Source organism: Novosphingobium sp. G106 (assembly GCF_019075875.1).
Taxonomy (GTDB): domain Bacteria; phylum Pseudomonadota; class Alphaproteobacteria; order Sphingomonadales; family Sphingomonadaceae; genus Novosphingobium.
Window position 1 is genome coordinate 3,581,720 of the sequence record NZ_JAHOOZ010000001.1, and the last position, 20,711, is coordinate 3,602,430.

Below are 20,711 nucleotides of genomic sequence, written 5' to 3' on the forward strand. Positions count from 1 at the left end.
GCATTTCCAGGAGCGTATCATACTGGCTCACGTTTCGCTCGATCCAGTGATTGAGATGGTGGGGGGAACGAAAGTGGCGTGAGAGGACGCTTCCCGGACAGAGCGTAGAGTTGGGGCGGCCCGTCATAGACCAGCAGTCCCCCACCCAAGTCATGCTGTTCGATCGCTGTCGTCAACTTTTTCATCGACTGAATCGATTGTTCGCGTTCGCCTCGGGCGGTCGGATTGAACAGAACCATCGAAAAAGCAACCAGCAGCGTCGACAAAAACACGCCGACATCCCGGCGCCCCAAAATCGGGCTCGAAGCTATTGTGAGGGGAACGAGAAGCGGAAGCGCGTAGTGAGTATAGAAGTTGGGAATCGAAAGGACACCCATCGTCGCTGCAGCGATCCAGAGGCCGATGAACCAGTTTGCCTTCCGCTCGAGGGCTTCGCCGTTCGCGATCAGCAAGCCAGCGAAAGACAACGCCAAAACAGGATATAGGCGGGCAAACATGACCAGCGAGTTGTGTGCCGTCGTTGCCAGCGGCTGGCCGAGCTTTGCCACGTTAGATGTCACCATAGCGTGCCACCAGGCGTGCCAGTGGCGGTTCCAGCAGTAGGCTGTCCCGATTGCCAAAAAGGGCAGGGCTCCCAGGCCGGCACAGGCCAGGATCGTCGCTCCTGTCCGCACGGCCGGTGCCCCGCTACGAGCCATGCAGTAGATCACGAACAAACCGAAGAACGAGGCTTCGAACAGCGCGGTCTGCTTGACCGTGATCGCAAGACCGCACAGCGCCATGGCTGCGAACGTGCGCCAAGTCGGCTGGCCTTTTTCCAGTTCCGGCCACGCGTTGAGCAGTAACAGCGCCCCGCTCGCGATGAACAGGTTGTAGAAGACCGGGGTCTGCCCGCCAAAGCCCTCGAGTGGCCCCAGCATGGCGAGATAGCAAGCGCCCGCCAGCAGTCCGCCCTGGATCCCCGCCCAGCGCCGGGCGATGCAGTTGATGACCATCGCCGTGGAGCTGGCGAATAGCCATGCGACGATCTGGTAGGCCAGGACCGAGGTCGAGATGCCGGCTATGAAGTAATAGATCAGGAAAAGACCAAGCGGCTTGCGGTCCCAGATGTCGACATAGGGGATCGAGCCGTGGTGCATCTCCTGCCCCACGAGAAAATAGAACGCTTCGTCGACATGGAGATTCGGATCGCCAAAGGTGAAGGCGCGCAAGAGCAGCCCCGTCAGGAGTAGTAGCGCGAACTGTTTCCAGCTTTGGAGAAGGTGGCGTTGGCACGATCCCGGCGTGTCGGGAAAGTTTTCGAGCCACCGAACGACAACGCTGAAAGCCGTCATTTGCCCAACAGACGGCATGTCACGCCAAAGGCGTAAGCGTCGCAGGAGTTGCGCTTGTCAGCAGTCGGTTCGGATTGGCTGTCGTTTACGACGCCAGCGGATGTCGTGAGCCTGGGGCCCTCAATAACCAGGAACGAGACGGCGAGGTACGTCATTTGCAAATTCGCGATACGCCGCATCTTGAAGTAACACCTTTTCCTCCTCCCGAATTCGCAAGATTTGTATAGCCCAAACCACGACATACAACCCGAGCAACGGGAACGAGAAATAGCCAAGCAAAAAGCCAATCTGAATAAGGATGTACCCAAGATACATCGGATGGCGCACGAACCGATAAGGTCCGCCGCGTTTGACTCCTCTGTTTGCCGCGATCGCTCCAAAACTACGGCGGAGCGCCAACTTTGCCCAAATTGCTATAATACCGCCGACGGCCGATAATCCTAACGCTGCCTGTTCCGGAATTAGGGCTACATCGCCAGGGCGGGCGAGCAATGGCAGGCCCGATCCCAAGAAGCCTATCAAAATCGCATAAGCGGACATGGGTATCTGCCCAGGTCGGCGAATGACGATCAACAAGGCCGACAATAATTCCGATAGCGTCAGGATGATGGCGTGAGGGTGCAGCGGCAGCCATTTGGCGAATGAGATCAAGAAAGGCGCAGCAATCAAGGCCACGAATACGCGCTCAGCGAGGTCTAGCAGTCTTTCCACCTGGCTAGCAAACGCGAGAGGCTTATACAAAGCAAGCGAATTAACCTTGAAGCCGTTCCATTGTAATACAATTGTGCCTTCAAAATCACAACCTAGAGCGGTTTCCCACCGGGACGAGGCGCGCAGATTTCCATTCTCGCAGTGGCTAGGCCAGCTACCCTTCCTGCTCTATCAGGTCGATTTCAGCGGCCGGGAGAAAGCGAGTAGTACGCCTCATTCAACAGCTCGTATGCTCGCGGGTCCATGGCGAAGAAGCATATGACAGCCAGCACCAGTAACATGAATATCGGTAGCCGCAAACCTGGTGAATTGGCGACTAAAGCGAGCAACAGTAGCCCTGCGAATCCCACTACCAGAACGACAACCCACCCCATCACGGCTCACCATGATCAACATCGTTAGTACTTTATATTACGCGTGCGTTTGGACGAAGGAAACATGTAACTCGGCGATCCGAGTCCGGCGCGCGCGGGCCTCTGGCAGCGTGGCGCCGTTGGCGCGCGAAAGGAGCTTTACGACGGCTGCAAATTTCGTTTGGCGCACCGGCGGTGCCGCAGGGACAGTGGCTATCTCGGATCGTTTGCTCATTTTGAAAGCTCCAGCGGTGGCTTGCACGATTGCCGCTTCCACTGGGCAAGGCCCCGCCAATCACGAAGGTCGGGGCTTTTGAGCGATCACGTCGATCGCGGCACAAGCAACACTAACACTCCGATTGAGCTCAAAGTCGAGCGCCAAGTCCGTTATGGCGACAGAAATCCGATCGTCGGAAGCCCGTTGGCCAATCGGGCGGCGCTAGGGCGAAGCGCTCGCCACTGGGTTCAATCCTGCCGGTTTTAGCGACGCCGCGCCGATCCGGCGCGGGCAGCCTGGCAGGTAGTGCACAGTCCCAGTCTGACACTCCCAAGTACCGTCCGCCCAGATTCCGCGTTGTTGACGTGCTTCCAGGAGAAGGCACCGCCTGATACGTTCAGCGCGGAAAGCCACACTTGAGGGCGCTCAATATGATTTTTCAGCAGGTCGACGCCTTTGTGGCGCAGCAGATCTCTGCCTTTTTCACAATCGGGAATGCGACCCAATCTCTACCGGGGATGTTTGTGGCATTCTGCATTGCTGTCGCGTTCTCGCTCGGTCGAGTTCGGCGGCAACGCGACATATCGTGGCGAGTTCTGCGGCGCGCGCTATTGCCGGGCCGGATCATCAAGAGTCCGTCAGGCCGCGTCGACATCGGTTTCACCTTTTGTGGCATTTTTGTTTTCGGATTTCTTTTAGGGGGTGCAATCCTCGGCGCAGCTAGCGTCGGTTTGGCCGTGCAGCACGCCCTAGTTCGAATCTTTGGCAAACCGGAACCGTCCACATTGCCGCCAGCGGCTATCGTGACGCTGACGACCCTGGCTGGTTATCTGGCCTACGAACTAGGCTACTGGCTCCATCACTACCTCTGCCACCGGATCAAGTTTCTCTGGGAGTTCCATGCTGTCCATCATTCGGCAGAGTCGCTCTCGCCTTTGACGAACTTTCGGGTTCACCCCGTCGATACCCTTCTGTTTGGAAACGTCCTTGCAGTGGTGAGCGGTGCCGTTCTGGGCATGCTAACGTATCTGTTCCCGGTTCATGCCCATGAATACCTTGTCAGCGGTACCAATGTGTTAGTGCTCACAGCGCTGCTGCTACTCACGAATCTGCAACATACTCACTTGTGGATTAGCTTTCCCGGATTTTGGGGTAAGATATTTCTGAGCCCGGCTCATCATCAGATACATCATTCACGCGATTGTGCGCATTTCGATCGGAACCTTGGAAGCACGCTAGCAATCTGGGATTCTCTCTTTGGCACGCTGTACTTGCCAAAGCCCGGCCGTGAACGGCTCGAGTTCGGGGTCGAGGGATTCGATAGTCCTCACAGCTTCCACGGGGCTATTAGCCTGCCCTTCATCAAATCGATCAGAGCGCTTTGGAATAAGCTGAGCGCACCGGCTCATTGGCCAGTGTTCCGCCTCGTGAACACAACCTTGGTGCGATCGGAGTAGTCTTCTCGCCAGTGGGGGTTCACTTCCAAAGCGCGGACTAGCGCCGGACTGCGCAGGCGCATCAGAACATAGGCTGACGGCTTATAAGCGGCATTCGTTTCCGCCAGGGTCGCGGGGTCGGTACCGGTTCGCTGGAATCTGTTCAGTTCGGCTTCGTCGTAGAGATAGAAGCGCCCATCCTGGGCAACCTTGAAGCCCCGTTGGATCAGTTCACCGCCGTAAATAGGGTCGGCATAGATGACGCTGCCCGGCGCCAATTGCGGCAACGCGGGTAGCATCTCGACTAGCCTCGGCGGTGCCACCATGAGCACGATCGCCAACGGAGCGGCGCAAATGAAACCAAGCCTGGGATGCCTGAACGTAGACGATTGACCAACTGGTAGTCTCGCGAGCACCGGGATGATTGCGATCGCATAAAATAGAATGAAGCGCGCCGCTAAGAGAGTGAACACAAACGTGACCAAAGCAGGCACGACCTCGACAAGTGGCGGTCGATATTTAACGGCAATGATAGCAACCACCGAGACGGACAGCAAGGTTGCCAAGAGGAACGGGCGGTTGATCGGATGCCACAGCGGAAGCCATTCGGTTGCGCCGGCAAGGAGGCTGGCCTTAGTGTTGTAGGCTGCAACTTCGACGATAGAATATCCGGCCGGCGTTGCGAAGGTTGAAGCGATGGCGATGAGGCACAGCGCTGCCGACGGCCACGGATCGCGACCGGTTGCTCGATACAGCACGGCGACAGTTCCAGTCACAGCAGCGGCAAGCGTTATTGATGGATGTAAATTCTGCCATAGCACAAAAAGCGGGGCGCCGAGGAGAACGGACCGCCGCCCCGTTCTTACCTCCTGTAAAAGGAGCAGCATTACGCTGAATGCCAAGGCTGCAAAATTCTGGGGTCGAATATTGGCTGTCGGGAGCGCGACGGCAAAGCCGATGGCTAGCGCCATGGTGACCGCCATGGGACGCTCGCCTCGTTTCCATGCCGGCAGCGCGGCGACCAGCAGGGCGGACAGCCAAACCACAATGTCGAGCGCACGCAGTGCGAGCCATCCGCCAGCCTGGTTGACGATGTGATAGAACAATTCTGCAAGCCAAGCACTGGGAACAATCGGCTCACCAAGGTGGCTGACCGCGAACTGTTCCTGAAGATAGGGTGTACCGCTCTCCGCCATCAATTGGCCGAGCTTCAGCTGAAAGCCTAGATCAGAAAGGGTGTCGGGTCGCAAGGTTAAGGCAACGGCCATCATCACTGGAAGGCCGCAGAGAATGATCTCGCTGACGAGTGCGGGACCGCGACTAGCTGGCGCCACCTGCGCGGTTCTGCTTGTTTCCATGGGCACTATTGAAAAGCCGGGCTCGGCAAATTGCAACCCTGTTCACGTGTGACTTTCTGCCAAGCAGGATGGCATGATGGCCGATTTCTTCTTCCTGCTCCCAGGCTACGTGATGGCGCGCACGTTTGAGGAGCGCATGAAGGACGATCTAACTGCGGTTGGCTTCGTCATTGTCCGGTTTCGCGGACTCTGGCCACCGGCGGCGGCCGGGTACCTCATCGGCGCGGCTACCCTGCTCGGGACCTTAGGCACCAGCTTTATTGCCGCAATCATGATCCCGGCCATACTGCTGGTGCCAATCCCGACACGATTAGGCACGTTTCCATTGAATGCGCCGGCATGGTCCATCAATTTCGAGATTCTCGCCAATGCCGGCCATGCGCTGTTTCTATATAAGGTGCCAACGCGGTGCTGGCGGTTGTTTCCGCGGTCTGCTTCATCACCTGGTCGTTTCGGGCACCGGCTTTCAGAACTTTCCCGTTCGGCTATTTGCGCGTCTTCGCTGCGTACCCGCTCGGGATAGCTGTCTGGCGCGTCTTCGGCGATTTTGGACGATGGCCTCTTTGGCCTGGCATCGCGTCGCTCATCATACTGCCGGCGGCTTTATATGCGTTCAGAAATTTGCGCCGCGGGCGATTGGGGAACAGTCCGGGCGCAGCTCGCTGGTGCGGGGCGATAATCGAGCGGCATTGCGCAAGGCATCCGTGAGCTGCGCGCGTTCTATGAGCAGGATGAGTGCTGCCTCTGGGTGACCTTTGCCGACGGACCCTTGCGGTGGGCCTTTGCGGAGGCTCAGGTGGTGGCAGAGAGCCATCCAGGAAACGAGGATCCTCGCCGCTTTCGCTGCTCCACCGGTGGCTGGCGCCGCACCATCCTAAACGGCGAGCCGCTTTCGGTTCGAACCCTCAGCTCTTCGCTACCCGGCTCGCCGGATACCGCATGACGATCCTATGCGACCAGCCAGACAGCCACGCCGGGGATGATCGTGCCACCCTTGTTGACGAGGACCGGGCGGAGCATGCCGAACTTCTCGGTCGAAACCTTTGAGGCCGGTCAGATGGCGTTTGCTGTAGCGGCGCACCTTGCGCCCAGGGTCGCGCAGCTGAGAGGTCGGGACATAAACGACGCTGAGCGGAGCGCGGTTCAGATCGGCGGGGCTGACGGCATCGTCGGTGATAAAGCGCAGGTGGCGGTTGCGAGCAGCGGCGGCGCGCTTGCGCGAGCGGACTGGGCATTGTTGGAAAGCATGATGTTCCACCAGAGTAGCCCTAACACGGCGGGCGGACAGACGAACGACGACTCAATGTTGAGGATGGTAGTGCCGGTTTCGTGCTGCCCGCATTCCGGTCGGAACGTCTTATCGGCTGCTCAAAGCATCGGGTCTTGGGACGAAGCGGAGGAAGATTGATCGACTGGCAACTTTGCACGCAAGTAGCATTTTAATCTAAGTCGTTCATATTGCTTGATGTATGAGTTCAACCCTGGTGCTGTATCCGTGTGTGCGCAGCTTCCCACAAATCCAAATACAATTTCCCGTGGAACAAGCCAGCGCGACAAGAAATGTGTTCGCGATCAGCGGGTGGGGGCTATGGGACTACAGGTCAGGCACGCCGCAGATCCGAAATTCCCTTGAAAATTCCCGTCGAACGGGGATCAGTTCCTCCCGCGGGAGCACAAGCCAGTCGTAGGCTTTCTCACTGTCAGGAGCCGCCAGCAAAACGCAGTTGGGCCAAGTTCAGCCGCTTCGCCACGACCAGCGGGACGATCACCGACAGGGCGATGCCGGCGAGCGAGCAGAAGGCCAGCCATATCGCCATCAGAGTCCCGCCGGCCTGATACATCGCGTAGAGCACGGGGCCCGCCAGCAGCAGTCCGCGTATCTCGTTGGTGACGAAAAGGACCAGGACGGATCTCACGATCAGCTTGCCGAAAATGGAAAGGAAAGCGTGCATGCGTTTCCTATGCCGAAAAAACGTAAGCAAAACGTTGCCGTCCGCTGTAGTTCAATTGGCGATGGAAACGTCCGAACCGCGATCTCGGTCCCGGGCATGGGTTCGATCGGCCCCGATTTTTGGGCTAACGACCGCGCTGAGTCCCGCGCCGGAGCGCGGCAGCGTTCTCATCGGGAGATTTTTTCGGGTGAAATCTGCCCCGCCCCTATCGGCCGTTCAGATGAGTGGTCGGATTGATCGGCTGCCCGTTCAGGCGGATCTCATAATGGAGATGCGGTCCCGTCGCGAGGCCACTCGACCCGACATAGCCGATGACGCTGCCCTTGCGGACCTGTTGTCCGGGCTCGACATTCAGCCGTGACATATGGCCATAGCGGGTCTGCAAGCCGCCGCCGTGATCCAGGGTCACGAGCAGCCCGTAACCGCCCTGCCAACCCGCCGTGCTGACCATGCCATCCGAAGTCGCGACGATGGGCGAGCCATAGGAAGCGGCCAAGTCCAATCCTGCGTGCGAGCGCCAGACGCCCAAGATAGGATGCTGGCGCATGCCGAACCCGCTGGTGATGCCATAGGCGGCGACGGGCATCGATGCCGGCATCGTGCCGGGCAGACCCGTGAACGAACCGCCGATTGGCGTAGCCGGCGCCGTAACGACAGGGCGCAAGGCTAACGAGAACACGCTCCCGGCCGGAAGTCGGCGCGACGAGATCGCGACCATGCGGGCCGATCCCAGCCCTTTCGACTGGGAGAAATAGACCGGCTGACCGACGAGGTCGGCGGCGCGACTGACGGTTATCCGAGCAGGTTCAGGACTTCCCGCGCTTTCACCGACCGATTCCTCGCCGCCGCCAGTCACGCCAAGTCCAGGCGAAGCGGGGAAAACTCGATCGACGATGCCATCGGCGCGCGCAGCGACCGGCTCGCTTTCGAGCAGGCTCGTGCAAAGTAGCCCGATCAACAAGAAGATCCGTCCCACAGCCGCTGCGCTTTCCACCCAGTGATTCTTACCCGATAACCACCTTAACACTTAACACGTCACGCCGGGAACGAAGAAGTTTATACCGCTCATCGTCTCATTCTGGGCTGCGAGCGCCAGCGATTACATGGTGCCATGGTCTCAAAGCGAGATTGTTAGCCCGGCAATTCCCAATCGCCGCAAACGGCTATTGGGAAAACACAATCGAGCGAATTCCAGAAAACTGAGCTAGGAACGGCCGGCCGATGAACGATCGGCTAAGTCGAAAGTTAAGACCCCTGACCTGTCCCGCTATTGCGGGACATTTTTTTTGCGGGCATTCATTAGCAGCCTGCGTTGTGCGCCGACATCCTCGGCCTTTCCATGCAGCGCCAGCCGTTTCTTCCAGCAAAAAGAGTTCGTTCCAGCAGCGGAAAACGACAGCCGCTGCCAGCGTGCGGGAATGCCTAATCTGCCGCGACCTTGGCGAGTTGGTCACGAGGCCTGAGCCTCAGCAGGCCAATCGAATCCGCGACATTCCGACGGCTTCAAGTCTCGCTAGCGTCGATGACTCGCGCGATTGCGCCTTCCTGATGATTAACTTTTGTCCGCAAAACTTAACACAGAAAATTATCACATGTTTAACTTTGCGCCTGCAAAATTAATAGCAGCAGCGGAGTCACTAGGATGCGCATAATCAAATGCCGACACCTAAAAGCGCTCGCTTCGGACAAGCGCGGCAACATGGCGATGATCGTCGCGATGGGTATGCCCGCACTGATCGGCAGCGCCGGCCTCGCCGTGGACGTATCGCAATGGTTTCTCTGGAAACGCGAACTGCAGCACTCTGTCGATCAAGCCGCACTCGGCGGCGCTTGGGCTTTGGCCAATCCCTCGTCGAGCGCCAATTACAAAGCGCGAGCGCTGCAGGAATTCAACGCTAACCTGGCAATTACCCAGGGCTTTACCAGCGCGCCCTCAATTGCCCTGGCCAGTTATACGGGCGGCACCGACAACAGCGTGGTCGTGACTGCCAGTGCCACCAAAAGATTGCCTTTCAGCGGCTTTCTGATGGGTGGGCCGGCGACGGTGACCGTACGCTCACAGGCGAGCTTTGCCGCGGGCAAGAAGTATAACGCCTGCCTCATCGCCACATCCAAGACCGGGACCGGCATCGATATTGGCGGCAACGCCGATGTGAAAGCCCAGTGCGGCCTGGCGGCTCTGTCTTGCGATGCCGGCGCGCTCCAGATCGACGGCTCTGCAACGGTCAGAACGGATTCGATTGCGACCTGCGGCACTGCAAGCGTCCCCGATGCGAACAAAAGCGTAGTGACGGAGCACGTCCAGGGGCTCGAGGACGTCTATGACGACCTGCCGACGCCCGATTCCGATAAGGGCTCAAAGACCTACTCTTGCGACACCACGGGCACGGGCAGCAACAAGACCAAGCTCGCGACACCGACACCCGGTACATACACGAGCTTAGTCGTAAAATGCACGACCGTGCTGGCGTCGGGCATCTATGTCATCGATGGCGGAACGCTCGATCTCTCGGCCAACTACAACGTGACCGGAACCAATGTGATGTTCGTGCTGAAGCATGGCGCCCAGCTTAAGTTCGGCGGGGAAGGCAACGGCAACAAGATCACGTTGACGCCCATGGAGGCCTCGGACTTCTACGGCACACCCTATGCAGCCCAGGCGGATCGTTACGCCGGCATCCTCGTGTTCGAGGACAAGAACAACAACCCTTCAAACCCCGGACACCAGCTCACCGGCAATTCAAACTCGCTGATCGAAGGCCTCATCTACCTGCCGTCGGGAGAAATGAGCGTCCTCGGCACTGCCGATGTCGCGGCACAGTGCCTGCAGATCTCGGCGTACAAGATCCACGTCAAGGGCAACGCCTCACTCGAGACGCTGTGCCCGTCGACCGATTCCACGTCCGTTGGCGTCAGTGGCGCCGTAGTGAAGCTGGTGGCCTAGTCATGAGACAGCCTATCCTTTCCACCTTCCGGCGTTTCGCGCGAAGCGAACGGGGGTCCATGGCGATCGAAACGGCACTGGTGGCCCCAATGGTCATTCTCCTGGCGCTCAGCAGCGCGGATTTCAGCAAGATCATCTCGCGGCAGCAGGAACTGCAGTCGGCCATGGGTCAGGTCGAAGGCATCGCGCTGGCTTCCAACTCGGGCGCCACGACAGACACGGCCACGCTCAAGACGCTGCTGATGCAATCGCTTTCCCTGCCGAGCAGCAACGTGGTCGTGGAGAAGCTCTATCGCTGCGGGACCAACGCGACGCTGGTCGCGGACTCGACCAGCTGCAGTTCGAGCGATGTCGTTTCGAGCTATATCAAGGTCACTCTGCTCGACAGCTACAATCCGATCTGGCAGCGGGTCTCGAAGATCGGAACGTGGAATTTCAGCGTCCAGCGCACGGTGCAACTGTCATGACGGCCCGGCAACGCATGCGGCGGCTCTTCGCCGACAGCACAGCGGGATCGGCGATCGAATTCGGTCTGCTGGCCCCGGCGATGATCACGATGCTGATGGGCGTGATGTGGGTCGGCATTCAGATGAAGGCCTACAACGAACTGCGCTCGGTCACCGCCGACGTGAGCCGCTACACCGTGATCGAATACCAGAAATCCAACAAGCTGACGGCGGCCCAGATCTCAGACGTTGCCGCCGCAACTGCAGTGCGGCCGCCCTACGCGCTGATCGGCGACAACCTGGACGTGAACGTGACGGAGCCGACCAGCCCGGTTACCAACACCAGGAAGCTGGTGATCCAGCTGTCCTACACTGCGCCGAGCCTGCTGCAATTTGCCGGCGTCGGCTCTCCGACGCTGAGCTTCAGCCAGACGATATACGTACCCGCTTGAGGGCGTCGAAAGAGGACGGCGGGTGCCGCGCCCAGGCGTTCGCCCGTGCGACCGCCTTTACGGTGCCAATTGCCGGAATCACGGCGTCGGCAGGTTGTAGAGCTCCTTGACGTTGTCGTGCAGAATCCAGACGCGCTGCTCTTCGGGCACCGGCTTGAGGTGCTCGGCGAGGAGGTTGCGGCTCCACGGCCAGGTCGCGTCCGAGTGCGGATAGTCGTTGGCCCAGAGCAGGCGCTTGGGATTGAGCAGCCCGGTCAGCGCGAAGGCGATCGGATCGTCCTGGAAGGTCACGTAGACGTTCTCGTTGAAGTACTCGCTGGGCAGGCGCGGCAGCGCCATCAGGCCGTGGCGCGAACCGTGGCGCTTGAAGCCGTGGTCCATGCGGTAGAGGTAGTCCGGGATCCAGCCCGCACCCGCCTCGACGCAGACCAGCTTCAACCGCGGGAACCGCTCGAACACGCCGCCGAGCACGAACGAGCTCAGCACGTCCTGATTGGCGCGGACCATGGCCAGGCCGAAGTCGACGCTGGAGACCTGGCCCATCAGCAGGCGCGGCGCGTCATTGCGGTTCCGTCCGCTCGCCAAGGTGTGGAAGCTGATCGGCAGTTCCAGGTCCTGCGCGGCTTCCCAGAGCGGGTCGAACACCGGCGCGTGCCAGTCCTCCTCGATCGGCGGGGCGCCGGGCAGCAGCACGCCGACGAGGCCCATCTCCTTGATCCGGCGCAGGTCTGCGATGCCTTCCTCGACCGTGCGCAGCGCCGTCTGGCCGACACCGAACAGCCGCGTCGGGGCTTCGGAGACGAATTCCTGGAGCCAGCGGTTGTAGGCGTTGAAGCAGGCATTCTGGTAGTCGGCGTCCGGGTGGTTGCACAGCACCATGCCCATCGTGGGATAGACCACTTCGGCGACGATGCCGTCGCGGTCCTGCGCTTCGAGCCGCGGCGCGACGCGCCAGCCGCCGGCGGGAATGTCGTCGAAAGTCAGCGATGCCATCGGCACCGGCGCCACTTCGCCGTCGCGCTCGGCGAAGCGGCCCTCGGGGAACGGCGGCGGCAGGTCATCGAGGAAGAAGGCGGTGTCGCCGTTTTGGTCCTTTGCCGCGCGCTGGCGCTTGCCGCAGGCTGAGACGCTGCCGACGGCGATGCGCGCGGGCATGCCGTCGATCACATAGACCGCACCCTTGGCCGGATCGGGCGCGATCTTGGGCGCGCGGTCGCGCCAGGCCGGGTCGATGTGCTTGGCATAGGCCTCGGGCGGCTCGATCGTGTGCGAGTCCGCCGAAATCGCCTTGGGGATCTCGATCGAGCCGTTCGACGGCTCCCGGGTGAGGACGCTCGTGCTCATGACTTCTTCTCCGACTGCATGTTCTGACTAGGCTATCGTGGGCTGGCGCATCACGTCCATCGCGACGGTGCGGGTGTCGCGCCCGGAGCGCAGCACCGTGCCCGGCAGCTTGCCGGTATGGGCACCGTCGCGGACGATCTCCACGCCGTTGACCAGAACGTGGGCAATGCCGAAGGCATCGGCATAGATGCGGTAGGACTCGGCATCGCCTGGAAGATCGTATTTCAGGTAGGTCGCGCCGCGGCCGACCGTCGTCTGGTCGAACACGACGATGTCGGCATGATTGCCCGACGCGATGGTGCCGCGATCGACGAGGCCGAAATAGGCGGCCGGACGCTGCGTCATCTTGTGGATCGCCGCCTCGAGGCTGATCACGCCGTACTTGCGCACGCCCTTTTCGAGCACGGTGGTAGAGAAGGCGAAAGTATCGATCACGTCGAGGTGCGCGCCGGCATCCGAGGCACCGATGAGCACGCGGTCGTCGTCCCACAGCCGGCCGCGCAGGGCATAGCCCGCGGCATCTTCGCCGCCGAGCTCGGGCGCAAAGATCGTATCGAGCCCGTCAGCCACCACGATGTCGAGCAGGGCATCGAGCGGGGCCACGCCGCGCTCAGCCGCGATGTCGCGCACCAGTCGGTCTTTGTAACCGGCATTGGCCCCCGCGCGGGTGGCGATGATCTTGAAGTCGCCGAACTGGACCTTGAATTCCAGCGCCATGCCCTGGCCCTTCACCTTGGCCGCGTCCTCGATCATCTGCGCGCGAACCGCGGGATCGGCGAGGCGGGCGGTGCGCTCGGCAGCCGGCCAGGTGAACATCTCGGCCCAGACGCCCGGCAGGCCGCTGAAGGCTGAGGGCGAGCGGAAGCTCATATGGGCATAGGGCGTGCTCGGAACGGCCAGCGCGATTACCTCGCCGCCGCGGGCACGGGCGACGTCGCTGGCGGCAAGCTGGTGCATCGCCCGGCTCTCGGTGTCCGGTCGGCCGGTGATGACGACGAGGTTCCAGTTCACCGGCCGCTGACCGGCCACCGAGAAGTCGGCCATGAGTTCGGCCATGCCAGGGCCGAACTCGATGTCGGGCAGCAGTTCCAGCCCGGTTCCCTCGTGCCTAGCCACGACGCGGGCTAATTCGATCATCTCGGACGGCTCGGCCCAGCGCGAGGGCACGGGCCGGTTGTCGCCGTCGACGTGTCCCGGCGAGACCGTGGTCGAGAAGCCCAGCGCGCCTTCGGCCAGCGACTGGTCGAGCAGCACTTTCATCGCCTCGACATCGGCCGGCTGCGCCGTTTCGCCCACGGCGCGCTCGCCCATGACAATGCGCCGGATCGCCGAATGGCCGACGTAGAACCCGGCGTTGAGGCCGATCCGCCCATCGAGCCGCGCGAGAAATTCGCCGAACGAGGCCCAGTCCCAGGGCACCGCGGCTTCGAGCGTTTCGAGCGGCATACCTTCGACCCGCGCGAGCATCGGCTTGATGTAGCTGGCCGATTCCGCGGTCAGCGGCGCGATCGAGAAACCGCAGAACCCGCCCATCACCGTGGTCACGCCGTGGAAGCACGAGGGGCTCAGCGTCGGGTCCCAGAAGGCCTGGGCGTCGTAGTGCGTGTGCACGTCGATGAAGCCCGGCGCGACGATCTTGCCCGCAGCGTCGATCGTCTCGAGCGCGGGCTCTTCGACCGAGCCGACGGCGACGATGCGGCCATCCTTGATGCCCAGGTCGCCGCGGAATCCCGGCCGGCCCGTGCCATCGACGATCGTTCCGCCGACAATCCTGAGATCCAGCATTTCTTTTCCTCTCGCACAGCCGAACAAGGGACTCGGGCCCTGCCGGTCAAGCGTTTGGTCCAACTCGCGGTAGAATGTCACCAATAGCATGCCGTGGCGCCATGACTGTGATGGCCGAGGCTAGTGACTGAAATGGTGGCGTAACCGGAGTGTCATTGCCAGCGGGTCGATTTGTGAGCGAAGGACCGGACATGGGACATGCCAGCTTCCACCATATCGAGATCGCCACGGAGGATCTCTCCCGGTCCTGCGACTTCTACGCGACAGTCCTTGGCTTCGTCGTCGGAGATCCGCCCAAGCCGCTGCCGGCCGAAACCATGCAGTGGCTGTTCGATGCGGCGGGTCGCCCGGTCATCCATCTGGTGCAGGAACAGGGCCCGCTGGCAGACGGAACCGTGCGGCACCTCGCGCTGCAGTGCACGGACAAGGTGCAGGTCACGGCTCAGCTGGAAGTGCTCGGCACGCCCTACGAGATCGTCGATACGCGCGGCGCCCCGTTCGACCTGATCTTCGCGCGCGACCCTTCGGGCATCATGCTCGAACTCAGGTTCCATCACGGCGAAGCCTGAACGACGCCTATTGCGGCGCGACGACCAGTCCCGGCTTCCGCCCCGTCAGTTCGCCTTCCAGCACGATCGGCACGCCGTTGACGATCGTGGCGTGGACCCCGCGGCCATAGGCCTTGTAGCGGCCGACGCCGCCCGGCAGGTCGCGAACGAATTCCTTGCGCACCGGGCCGATCTGATCGGGATCGAAGATCATCATGTCGGCCCACTTGCCGACCTGGAGCGTCCCGCGTTCGTGGAAGCCGAGCAGCGCGGCGGGCACCTGCGTGATCTGCCTCACCCCCTCTTCGAGCGACCAGAGCTGGCGCTCGCGCACCCATTTGCCAAGGAAGTAGCTGCTGAAGTCCGACTGATCGTCCTTGGCGAGGTGCGCGCCGCCGTCCGAGGTGCCGATGAGGATGCGCGGATCGGTCTGCGAGCGCGCGACCGCCTCGCTCCAGTCGGACGTGTCCATGCGCCAGCGCAGCTTGGTGGCGAAATCGTCCTTCAGCGCGAGGTCGAGCGCGTGGTCACCCGGCGCGACGCCCTCGCCGACGGCTAGCTCGGCGATACTGCGACCTTGGTGGGTCTCGACCGGCAGGTTCGGAGAATCGTCGACAAAGACATTGTCCCACTGCGGTGCCGGAATGGTCGTGCCCTTGGCGGGATCGCGGTTCTGGTTCTCGACCGCGAAGCGCATCTCCTCGCGCGCCCGCGGGTTCTTGAGCAGGGCACGGCGCTCGTCGATCGGCAGGCGCGTCATCGCGTGCCAGCTGAACACCGCCTGCCAGTGGTGGTTGGTCTCGTCGAAGGCCACGGCACGGTCGAAAGGCCGCGCGATCAGCAGCGAATAGAACGGCGCGCCTTCGGCCTGGGCGCGATCGAGCGCCCTGACCGCATCCTCCCAGCCGGCGCCCGGCACGTCGATCTTGCTGCGCGCACCCAGCCCCTGGATGATCACCGGCAGCCCCGAGCGGCGGCCGATCTCGATGATATAGTCGTAATCGTCTTCCTTGAGCCCGATCGAGGTGCCCGCGGGCAGGAAGCAGATCGATCCCGCACCGTGCCGGCCGGCCTCCTCGGCCAGCGCCAGCACTTCCTCGCGCGCCGCGAAGCGCGACGGTACCGGGCGGCCGTGGATGTCGGCCTGCGTCGGCGACAGCGAGGTGGAGAATCCGGCGGCACCGGCTTCCATCGCTTGGCGGACGATCGCGCGCATGGCCTCGATCTCCCCGGCCGTCGCCTCCCGCTCGATCGCCGCATTGCCCATCACCCAGCGGCGCACGTTCGAATGGCCGACATAGCAGGCGAAATTGACGCCGAGACTGCCCTCCAGCGAGCCGAGGAATTCCGCGAAGGTCTCGAAATTGTCCCAGGCAACGCCCGAGAGCGCAACCGGGTCCATGTCCTCGACCTTGGCGAAGATGTCTTGGATCGCCTGTCGGTCCGCCTTGCGCGTCGGCGCGACCGAGAACCCGCAGTTGCCGGCGAGCACCGTCGTCACACCGTGGAAGCAGGACATCGTCGCATAGGGATCGAAGGTGATCTGGGGATCGTAATGGGTGTGGGCGTCGACGATGCCCGGCGCCACAACGCGGCCCTTGGCGTCGATCTCCTCGCTTGCGGGCACGCCGTCCAGCCGGCCGATCCGCGCGATGCGCCCGTCCTTGACGCCGACGTCGACCCGCCGTCGCGCGAGGCCCGTGCCGTCGATGACATAACCGTTCCGCACGATGAGATCGTATTCCACGGGCGTCCTCTCCTTGCGCCGACGGTTCCGTCGATCTGCACGCAAGATTGGGTCACGCGCCGCCCCGAAGCAACAGCTTGCTCGTGCGCGCGCGGTATTCGTAATTACGGAATTCGCGCGCCGTGCCGATTGGGCTTTGCATCGCTGCACCGATCCCCGAATATCGCCCTCAAGATCCAAGAAAACGATGGGATGGGATATGGTCGCGGCATCGATCGGAGGACTCGTCGACGCGGACGCGCACGTCAATCCCGCACCGACGTTCTGGGACGAATACCTGCCGGCCAGGTTCGCCGGGCGAGGCCCCAAGTGGGAACCCGGCGGTCCCGACGACAAGCATGACTGGATGGTCTTCGAAGGCGTGCGCAAGCCGCTGAACCTGCAGTCGGCGACCTCGGGCCAGGGCAGGCAGTTCCGCCCCACCGGCAAGCAGGAACTGCTGCGCGCGGGCAATTGGGAGCCGGCGGCGCGGCTGGCCGACATGGACCAGGATGGCGTCGAGACGGCAGTGCTCTACGGTGGCGGCCCGCTCGGCACCGCAGACAACGAACTCTATCTCGCCAGCTTCGACGCCTACAACCGCTGGCTCGCGGACTTCTGCGCCTATGCCCCGGGGCGGCTAGCCGGCGCCGCCTATCTGCCGATGCAGGACATCGCCGCCTCGACGGCGATGGTGCACGACGCCGCCAAGCGCGGCCTGCGCGCGGTCAACATCCCGGCCTTCCCGCAATCGGGCGCGATCACCACGGGCGGCTTCGGCGCGCAGGTGCTGGCGCTGACCGGCGATCCCGACGGGCCGCTGCAATACGACGATCCGGCCTTCGATCCGTTCTGGAAGGCCTGCGTCGACAACGACATGGCGGTGACGATCCACCTCGGCGCCCGGATCGCGCGGCCGGGCCAGTTCAAGTTCCTGCCCAACATGGTGATGAGCAAGCTCTGCATGGCCGAGCCGATCGCCATCCTCATCTTCGGCGGCGTGTTCGACCGGTTTCCCGATCTGCGCTTCGGCGCGATCGAGAGCGGCGCGGGCTGGGTCGCCTTCGTCGCCGAATATATGGACGGCATCTACGACAGCCAGCGCCACTGGCTGAAGCTGGAGCTGGCCCTGCGCCCGAGCGAATACTTCGACCGCAACGTCTATGCCTCGTTCATTCGCGACCGCGAGGGCATCCGTAACCGCAGCCTGCCCGGCGGGAAGAACATCATGTGGTCGACCGACTATCCGCATTCCGAAACGACCTGGCCGGATTCGCTGAAGGTCGCCGACTGGCAGTTCGAGGGGCTCGCCGAGGACGAGATACGTCCGATCGTGCGCGACAATGCACGCCGCTTCTACGGGCTGGACTGAGGGGAAACGCGATGAGCCTCGATGCCGAAAACGCCGCTCTCCTCGCCGAGGAGACGCGCGAAGCCAAGGCGCCCGGCTACACGATCACGCGCGGCCGCGATGCCAAGCCGCACATGCCGCGGCGCCAGCGCGATGCCAGTGCGCCGGACTTCGAACTCCATCCGGCGATCCTGCGCGGCCTGTCGCAGTTCCGCGAAACCGCGGACTGCGGGGGGCGCCACGGCCCTGACGCTGTTCTCGATGCCGACGCTCCACGTGTCCTATGTCTGGTTCCAGAGCGGCTACCCCCTGCCGCTGCACAGCCACGACGCGGATTGCTACTACCTGGTGATCGCCGGTTCGATGAAAGTGGGCAGCGAGGAACTGCTCAAGGGCGACGGCGTGCTGATCCCCGGCGCATCGCCTTATACGGTCAATCCCGGCGCGGGAGGCGTCGAATTCCTCGAGATGCGCACCTCGCCCGACTACGACACGCATTACCGGGCCAAGACCGACACCTATTGGGACCGCGTCGCCGACACCCGCCGTGCGCGCAAGGATATCTGGGCCGAGGAAAAGGCGCCCTACGGCCTGCTGGACCTTTCGTAGAGCGCGATCATTTTGACCAAACCCAGTTTCGTCACCCCGGACTTGATCCGGGGTCCCGCTTGTTGCGAGCAACCGCAAGGTCGAAAAAAGGAGCGGTACCCCGGTCGAGCCCGGGGTGACGAGGTCGGTGTAACTAGCCCGGCGTCTTGCGCAGCGCCCCCATCGCCTGGACATCGAGCTTGCGCGTGGTGACGAGGCCGATAGCGGCGATCGCGGCGAGAACCAGTATGCTGCCGCTGTAGATGCGGTTGTCGTGCTCGCCGGTGGCATAGAACAGCCGCATGCCGCTGATCGTCCAGACGCCGAGCGTCACCCCGACCGACATGGTCAGCTGCTGCAACGTGGTGAACAGACTGGAAGCACGCCCCATCCGGCCCTGCTCGACGTCCATATAGGTCGACGCGCTGATCACCATCATCGCGGTGGACATCGCGATCGATTGGACCGCAAGCGCCAGCGCGAACAGCGGCAGCGGCCAGCCCACGTCGAATGTGGCATTGATGAGCAGCGAGGCGACGAGCAGTACGCTCGCCCAGATCGCGACGTTGCGCGGGTGGACCAGCTGGGTCAGCCGCACCCCGCCCAGGCGGCTCAGCATGGTGCCGATCGTCGGGACGATCAGGATCGTACCGGCCACGGCCGGCTTGAGCCCCAGGCCGAGCTGGAACCACAGCGGCATGATGAAGCTGCTCGCCGCCGCGACGGTGCGCAGGATCGTGCCGGTCTCGAGCGAATGGCGGAACGAGCCGATGCGCAGCAACGACAGGTCCAGCACGGGTACCGGATGCCTTCGCGCATGCCGGATGAACAGCCAGGTCAGCACCGCACCGCCGCCCAGCAGCGCCGGCGCCTCCCAGCCGGCGCGCGGATTGGCCACGCTTTCCAGACCGAACATCACGCAGAAGATCGCCGGTCCGATCAGGGCGATGCCCTTGTAGTCGATCACGCCGTCGCTGTGGTCGTGGATGTCGGGGATCAGCAGGAAGGCCAGTACCATGCCGATCACGGCCACCGGCACGTTGATCAGGAAGATCCAGTGCCAGCTCGCATGCTGGACGATCAGCCCGCCCAGTACGGGACCCATCATCGGCCCGATGATGCCGGGCAGGAACAGCCAGTTCATCGCGCTGATGAGCTCGCTCTTCTCGGAAGAGCGGATCACCAGGAAACGGCTGACCGGCGTCATCACCGCCCCGCCCGCGCCCTGCAGCGCACGCGCCGCGACAAGCGCCGGCAAGGTCGTCGACATGGCGCAGAGGATCGATCCGGCTGCGAAGACCAGCAGCGACACGGCGAAGGCATTGCGCTGCCCGACGCGGTCGGCGATCGCGCTGCCCAGCGGGATCAGCACGGTCATCGCCAGCTGGTACGAGATGATCGCGAGGTTGAGGTCGACCGCATCGACCTTGAGGTCGCGGGCGATGGTCGGAATGGCGGTGTTGAGCGCGGTCGAATCCAGGAACTGCATGAACAGCGCCGTCGATACGGTAAGGGCCACGATCCTGTATCCGGCTGCCACTCTCATCCGCTCCCTGGATTTGCCCTGCCATTCACCATTCCCGTTCGCTCTGGCCAAGGCAAGAACGGGGATGGGCGTTCGACGAATAGTGTTCGTGAAAGTCAGCCGGCGGCGATCCCCGCCCGCTGTTCCGCCAGCGACGGCCCATCGCCATCGGTGATGATGCGCCCGACCGCCAGGTTCTGATCGAGGAATACGTCGAGCACGCTTTCGGTGCATTCCTGCACGCGCCTCAGCCAGGGCTTGTCCGTCTCGGGCAGGGAGAACAGCGGGCTCGGCGTGAAGCCCTGCTCCCGCGCATGTTCGATCGACTTCCCCACGTCGTCGACGCCCATGACCACGGCGAACAGCCCCTCGCCGCGCTTGCCCAGATAGTCCCAGCACATCTTCGCCAGCGGAAGATCGGGATCGCCTGCGGGCGACAAGACCTCGAGCCCTGCGCTCCACCAGGTCAGGCGCAGGCCGTAATCCGGGCCGCCGTCGTCGGCCTCGAAGCTCACGTCGTAGATCTTCGACAGCTTCTCGACATAGGCGTCATGGTTTTCCGGGCGGCACATCCAGGCGACGTGGTCGATGCGATTGGTGATCTGGGTCACGGCTCTCTCCCTGCTGATCCGGTATTGGGC

The 20,711-nt window shown here is 62.5% G+C and carries 20 protein-coding genes; 9 read left to right on the forward strand and 11 right to left on the reverse strand.

The window, feature by feature from the left end; all coding sequences use genetic code 11:
• Positions 1-17: 17 nt before the first annotated feature.
• Positions 18-1,334, reverse strand: coding sequence for a glycosyltransferase family 39 protein (locus tag KRR38_RS17140; protein ID WP_217403838.1), 1,317 nt, complete (start codon positions 1,332-1,334; stop codon positions 18-20).
• Between the two features lie 120 nt (positions 1,335-1,454).
• On the reverse strand, positions 1,455-2,009 hold the full coding sequence (locus tag KRR38_RS17145; RefSeq protein ID WP_217403840.1) for an isoprenylcysteine carboxylmethyltransferase family protein: 555 nt from the start codon (positions 2,007-2,009) through the stop codon (positions 1,455-1,457).
• 1,037 nt (positions 2,010-3,046) lie between these two features.
• Here KRR38_RS17145 and KRR38_RS17150 point away from each other — a divergent pair.
• Positions 3,047-4,072: a sterol desaturase family protein gene (locus KRR38_RS17150; protein WP_217403842.1), complete on the forward strand. Its 1,026-nt coding sequence runs from the start codon at positions 3,047-3,049 to the stop codon at positions 4,070-4,072.
• On the opposite strand, the gene KRR38_RS17155 is transcribed toward KRR38_RS17150, so the two are convergent.
• On the reverse strand, positions 4,021-5,445 hold the full coding sequence (locus KRR38_RS17155; protein WP_217403844.1) for a hypothetical protein: 1,425 nt from the start codon (positions 5,443-5,445) through the stop codon (positions 4,021-4,023). The genes KRR38_RS17150 and KRR38_RS17155 overlap by 52 nt on opposite strands.
• Before the next feature lie 40 nt (positions 5,446-5,485).
• Between KRR38_RS17155 and KRR38_RS17160 the strand changes: the two genes are divergently transcribed.
• Positions 5,486-5,932, forward strand: a complete 447-nt coding sequence (locus KRR38_RS17160; RefSeq protein WP_217403846.1) for a hypothetical protein — start codon at positions 5,486-5,488, stop codon at positions 5,930-5,932.
• A gap of 495 nt (positions 5,933-6,427) precedes the next feature.
• The gene (locus KRR38_RS17165; protein WP_217403848.1) at positions 6,428-6,817 is read left to right on the forward strand and encodes a hypothetical protein; all 390 of its coding nucleotides are present in this window, start codon (positions 6,428-6,430) and stop codon (positions 6,815-6,817) included.
• Between the two features lie 292 nt (positions 6,818-7,109).
• Here the strand turns inward: KRR38_RS17165 and KRR38_RS17170 are convergent, their stop codons facing one another.
• Together KRR38_RS17170 and KRR38_RS17175 are read right to left on the reverse strand one after the other, a co-directional pair.
• Positions 7,110-7,361, reverse strand: a complete 252-nt coding sequence (locus tag KRR38_RS17170; protein ID WP_217403850.1) for a hypothetical protein — start codon at positions 7,359-7,361, stop codon at positions 7,110-7,112.
• A 205-nt stretch (positions 7,362-7,566) separates the two neighbouring features.
• Positions 7,567-8,319 (reverse strand): M23 family metallopeptidase, encoded by a 753-nt coding sequence (locus tag KRR38_RS17175; protein ID WP_254514849.1) that lies wholly within the window; start codon positions 8,317-8,319, stop codon positions 7,567-7,569.
• Positions 8,320-9,003: 684 nt separating this feature from the next.
• On the opposite strand from KRR38_RS17175, the gene KRR38_RS17180 reads away from it, so the two are divergent.
• Genes KRR38_RS17180 through KRR38_RS17190 form a run of 3 tightly spaced genes read left to right on the forward strand, consistent with a single transcriptional unit; the run spans position 9,004 to position 11,203 of the window.
• Complete coding sequence (locus tag KRR38_RS17180) at positions 9,004-10,305, forward strand: pilus assembly protein TadG-related protein (protein WP_217403852.1); 1,302 nt, start codon at positions 9,004-9,006, stop codon at positions 10,303-10,305.
• Between the two features lie 59 nt (positions 10,306-10,364).
• Positions 10,365-10,772, forward strand: coding sequence for a TadE/TadG family type IV pilus assembly protein (locus tag KRR38_RS17185; RefSeq protein WP_217403854.1), 408 nt, complete (start codon positions 10,365-10,367; stop codon positions 10,770-10,772).
• Positions 10,769-11,203, forward strand: coding sequence for a TadE/TadG family type IV pilus assembly protein (locus KRR38_RS17190; RefSeq protein WP_217403856.1), 435 nt, complete (start codon positions 10,769-10,771; stop codon positions 11,201-11,203). Before KRR38_RS17185 ends, KRR38_RS17190 begins: the two co-directional genes overlap by 4 nt.
• A gap of 78 nt (positions 11,204-11,281) precedes the next feature.
• Here the strand turns inward: KRR38_RS17190 and KRR38_RS17195 are convergent, their stop codons facing one another.
• Together KRR38_RS17195 and KRR38_RS17200 are read right to left on the reverse strand one after the other, a co-directional pair.
• Positions 11,282-12,547 (reverse strand): amidohydrolase family protein, encoded by a 1,266-nt coding sequence (locus tag KRR38_RS17195; protein WP_217403858.1) that lies wholly within the window; start codon positions 12,545-12,547, stop codon positions 11,282-11,284.
• A 27-nt stretch (positions 12,548-12,574) separates the two neighbouring features.
• A complete protein-coding gene (locus tag KRR38_RS17200; RefSeq protein ID WP_217403860.1) occupies positions 12,575-14,332 on the reverse strand; it encodes an amidohydrolase family protein in 1,758 nt (585 codons plus the stop codon).
• Positions 14,333-14,523: 191 nt separating this feature from the next.
• Here KRR38_RS17200 and KRR38_RS17205 point away from each other — a divergent pair, with 191 nt between their 5' ends.
• Positions 14,524-14,901, forward strand: a complete 378-nt coding sequence (locus tag KRR38_RS17205) for a VOC family protein (protein WP_217403862.1) — start codon at positions 14,524-14,526, stop codon at positions 14,899-14,901.
• A gap of 7 nt (positions 14,902-14,908) precedes the next feature.
• On the opposite strand, the gene KRR38_RS17210 is transcribed toward KRR38_RS17205, so the two are convergent.
• Positions 14,909-16,777, reverse strand: a complete 1,869-nt coding sequence (locus tag KRR38_RS17210; RefSeq protein WP_375293422.1) for an amidohydrolase family protein — start codon at positions 16,775-16,777, stop codon at positions 14,909-14,911.
• A 49-nt stretch (positions 16,778-16,826) separates the two neighbouring features.
• On the opposite strand from KRR38_RS17210, the gene KRR38_RS17215 reads away from it, so the two are divergent.
• Complete coding sequence (locus KRR38_RS17215; protein ID WP_254514851.1) at positions 16,827-17,978, forward strand: amidohydrolase family protein; 1,152 nt, start codon at positions 16,827-16,829, stop codon at positions 17,976-17,978.
• Here KRR38_RS17215 and KRR38_RS17220 read toward each other — a convergent pair.
• A complete protein-coding gene (locus KRR38_RS17220; RefSeq protein ID WP_217403869.1) occupies positions 17,963-18,139 on the reverse strand; it encodes a hypothetical protein in 177 nt (58 codons plus the stop codon). The genes KRR38_RS17215 and KRR38_RS17220 overlap by 16 nt on opposite strands.
• A gap of 79 nt (positions 18,140-18,218) precedes the next feature.
• Here KRR38_RS17220 and KRR38_RS17225 point away from each other — a divergent pair, with 79 nt between their 5' ends.
• Complete coding sequence (locus tag KRR38_RS17225) at positions 18,219-18,566, forward strand: hypothetical protein (RefSeq protein ID WP_217403871.1); 348 nt, start codon at positions 18,219-18,221, stop codon at positions 18,564-18,566.
• Positions 18,567-18,699: 133 nt separating this feature from the next.
• Here KRR38_RS17225 and KRR38_RS17230 read toward each other — a convergent pair whose 3' ends face one another.
• On the reverse strand, positions 18,700-20,064 hold the full coding sequence (locus KRR38_RS17230; protein ID WP_217403873.1) for an MFS transporter: 1,365 nt from the start codon (positions 20,062-20,064) through the stop codon (positions 18,700-18,702).
• A 122-nt stretch (positions 20,065-20,186) separates the two neighbouring features.
• Positions 20,187-20,681, reverse strand: coding sequence for a hypothetical protein (locus KRR38_RS17235; RefSeq protein WP_217403876.1), 495 nt, complete (start codon positions 20,679-20,681; stop codon positions 20,187-20,189).
• Positions 20,682-20,711: the final 30 nt, after the last annotated feature.

Coding starts and splice junctions, on each gene's coding strand:
- KRR38_RS17165 (WP_217403848.1), top strand. CDS start 6,428: ATGCCGAACTTCTCGGTCGAAACCTTTGAGGCCGGTCAGATGGCGTTT.
- KRR38_RS17190 (WP_217403856.1), top strand. CDS start 10,769: ATGACGGCCCGGCAACGCATGCGGCGGCTCTTCGCCGACAGCACAGCG.
- KRR38_RS17220 (WP_217403869.1), bottom strand. CDS start 18,139: ATGGAGTTCGAAGTCCGGCGCACTGGCATCGCGCTGGCGCCGCGGCAT.
- KRR38_RS17160 (WP_217403846.1), top strand. CDS start 5,486: ATGGCCGATTTCTTCTTCCTGCTCCCAGGCTACGTGATGGCGCGCACG.
- KRR38_RS17185 (WP_217403854.1), top strand. CDS start 10,365: ATGGCGATCGAAACGGCACTGGTGGCCCCAATGGTCATTCTCCTGGCG.
- KRR38_RS17200 (WP_217403860.1), bottom strand. CDS start 14,332: ATGCTGGATCTCAGGATTGTCGGCGGAACGATCGTCGATGGCACGGGC.
- KRR38_RS17170 (WP_217403850.1), bottom strand. CDS start 7,361: ATGCACGCTTTCCTTTCCATTTTCGGCAAGCTGATCGTGAGATCCGTC.
- KRR38_RS17225 (WP_217403871.1), top strand. CDS start 18,219: ATGCCGACGCTCCACGTGTCCTATGTCTGGTTCCAGAGCGGCTACCCC.
- KRR38_RS17205 (WP_217403862.1), top strand. CDS start 14,524: ATGGGACATGCCAGCTTCCACCATATCGAGATCGCCACGGAGGATCTC.
- KRR38_RS17140 (WP_217403838.1), bottom strand. CDS start 1,334: ATGACGGCTTTCAGCGTTGTCGTTCGGTGGCTCGAAAACTTTCCCGAC.
- KRR38_RS17180 (WP_217403852.1), top strand. CDS start 9,004: ATGCGCATAATCAAATGCCGACACCTAAAAGCGCTCGCTTCGGACAAG.
- KRR38_RS17195 (WP_217403858.1), bottom strand. CDS start 12,547: ATGAGCACGAGCGTCCTCACCCGGGAGCCGTCGAACGGCTCGATCGAG.
- KRR38_RS17150 (WP_217403842.1), top strand. CDS start 3,047: ATGATTTTTCAGCAGGTCGACGCCTTTGTGGCGCAGCAGATCTCTGCC.
- KRR38_RS17215 (WP_254514851.1), top strand. CDS start 16,827: ATGGTCGCGGCATCGATCGGAGGACTCGTCGACGCGGACGCGCACGTC.